Source organism: Candidatus Desulfolinea nitratireducens (assembly GCF_982879505.1).
Genome location: NZ_CEYOSI010000131.1, coordinates 6,947 through 9,523, shown reverse-complemented (window position 1 = coordinate 9,523; position 2,577 = coordinate 6,947). Strand labels below are relative to the sequence as shown.

Genomic DNA, 2,577 nt, shown 5'->3' with positions numbered 1-2,577 from the left:
ATAATGCCATCTAACCAAATTTGCAAGTTTCAGCATACGTCGGTTGAGTAACGAGCGTAGAGAGTGTATCGAAACCAAAATACGGGCAATACGGGATTCGATACAACCTTCGGCGACCAAAAGAGTCGTCTCAGATCACTGTCAAAGGCACCCACAACGAACCAGCGTTTTGCCAGTTTTCTGAAATATTTGCACATGAGGTTATTTAATTTTTATACGTATATTAAGTTATTGTAGAAGGAGATCTTCATGCCAAGTTCTATTGATTTTGACGCACAAAGCGGTCAATCAGCCAAAATAAATTACTCGGTTCCATTGCCGGGGCAAATCACCGGGAAACGGTTCATGCAGCTAGATCTTGAATTGGAACTGACCGATTTTCATCCAAGTGTGCTGGCCCCTGGGCAAACTTATGCAAAGATGGCTGGGATTACCAAATCCAGCACAGGGGTAAGCGTTGACGCCAATATCGCAGCAAGATTTTTGCGAAAGAAATTATTAAGCATTGGACACGGATCACAAAGCGTAGAAAAAGCTTTGTCTAAATTGCCAGAGTTGTTGTCCCCGACTAGCGATGTCAAAACAGAAAGCATAGCGGGACCCGGCGGGGGTGTTGTGGATAAAAAGGACCCTGATGCCGCACCTGAGGTAGGTAAACCTGTAGAAGTAGATCCAGTTTTAGGTGACCCGTTTGATTTTGTGAAAACCTTTGCGGCTAATGCAATATTTGGTTTTGTGATTGTGCCAACCACAACAGGAGGGGGCAGCGGCAGTACAGAGGAAGTGCCGGAAGAATTAGATGACTCAGAACCTAACCCACAACTCTTTTTGGTCGAGGTTTACGGTGTCAGTTCTTTTCTGGGCGATTATGGCATGGGACGCACAGTGCGCACGTTTACGCTTCTCCCAGGAGAATCAACCACTATCCGATTGAAAACCTGGCAGTCTTCCAAGGAGAGCATCAAACAGTCCTCGAGCATTATTGATAGCCATGAGCAGTCTGCCAAAGACCGCTTTACAAACAAGGTTCAAAATGAGACAACTGATAAAAAAACCCAGGCAGATACGAGTAAATGGTCACTGGAAGCAGAAGCAAAAGCCAAATGGGGTTGGGGATCTGCCAGCGCCAAAGGTTCAATGTCAGGGGAGTATCAATCAGGGAGGGAACAGTTCGCGCGTTCTACGAGTGAAGCTGTGGGTGAGCACGCCAATGAATCCTCGTCAAAACGTGAACTCTCTGTTACTACGAGTACCGAAACTGAAACTGAAATCAGTGAAGAAACTTCGATTGAACGGGTGATTAACAATGTAAACATGCGGCGTGTGCTCAATTTTGTTTTCCGTGAATTGAATCAAACTTATACGACTAAGGTTCATCTGAAGGGGATTTATGTTGGCTTTACCAATGAACAGGTAGGTTCGTGGCGTCAAGTACCGATTTCTGGTTTACGTGGGTTGTTGGAGGAAGTTGGCTCTGATCAAATGGACAAAGATGAAGTTGCCAAACGCATCTTAAAACTTGCCGGGACTGTTTTTAACGCAAATGATATACCCGTTCGGGTAGTAGAAACTATTAATTATGATCCTATTGATGACACTATTGCGATTAGCCCTGTCGTTTTCGATGCTGAAGGGCAATTTTCACCTCCGACAGACACGCAGTATTATCGATTTAAGCAGGGGGCCTTGGCGCAGGATAATGATACAAACCCGGTTGAAGGGGTCCTGCTTTCCGAACAAACGATTGTCATGCGGACGGATAGTGTGATTGTCGAGGCCTTGTTGGGTCAGGCAGACGCTTTGGATAATTATTCTATGGAAATTCAGGAGGCTGCGGCTCGCAAAGAAACGCTTGAGAATGAACGGAATGAACTTCTTTTATCTACGATTAGTGCAATTGCCAATCCCAAAGCGCGTGCCAGGGCAGCCGCGGCCCTTTTTAATACGCCTGCAACAAGCGAGGATGCCTAATGGCAGATATTCCAGCTGAACTCCATCCGGTTCTAGCGAATGCTTCGGTTGTATCCAATGCGGGGGCTGTTACTAGCAATACGCCGGTTGAAAACCGCCAAGAAATACTTGGGACAAATTCACCAGCCGCAACGGCAGCGCGCGTAGCCCAGGCAAATCCCCCATCGGGCAACAAAATGCCTTCAGATCAACAAATCCTGGAGCTTCAGTTCCCGGGAGAGATGAACAACGTTGACATCCTAAAAATTAAAGATGTCCCCAGCGAGTTGGTTGGGCCCGAAGATTATCAGGCGTGGACAAATTCCGATTCTCAGATATTCATAAAAGAAAAACCGGAACTAGATGAGTTCATGCGCATATTTGTTCTATACCATGAGGGAATTCACATCCGCCAATTTAACCAGAATGGGCCACCAAAACTATTTCAAAATATGATCAAATACGAAGTACAGGCATACGGAAAATCAACCGGGTGGCTAGACACGAAACAGGCACAAAGATTAGGTAGCGCAAGAAAAGATTTTCGAAAAACCGTGCAGCTCGCACGACAGGCAGCAGCAAATGTGTTCAGGATTGCGGATGCAGCGCTTGAACAGCACATTATGG

At 46.0% G+C, this 2,577-nt stretch carries 2 protein-coding genes; both read left to right on the top strand.

The annotated features are described in order from the left end of the window. The first annotated feature begins 249 nt into the window (after positions 1–249). Positions 250–1,971 (top strand): hypothetical protein, encoded by a 1,722-nt coding sequence (locus tag AC3DOM_RS11765; RefSeq protein ID WP_487919238.1) that lies wholly within the window; start codon positions 250–252, stop codon positions 1,969–1,971. After that, positions 1,971–2,577 (top strand): hypothetical protein (locus tag AC3DOM_RS11760; protein WP_487919237.1); only part of this gene is annotated, 607 nt, incomplete at its 3' end. The genes AC3DOM_RS11765 and AC3DOM_RS11760, both read left to right, overlap by 1 nt.

Bases quoted from the DNA above. Each gene is read 5' to 3' on its own strand.
- AC3DOM_RS11765 (WP_487919238.1), top strand. From the start codon at position 250: ATGCCAAGTTCTATTGATTTTGACGCACAAAGCGGTCAATCAGCCAAA.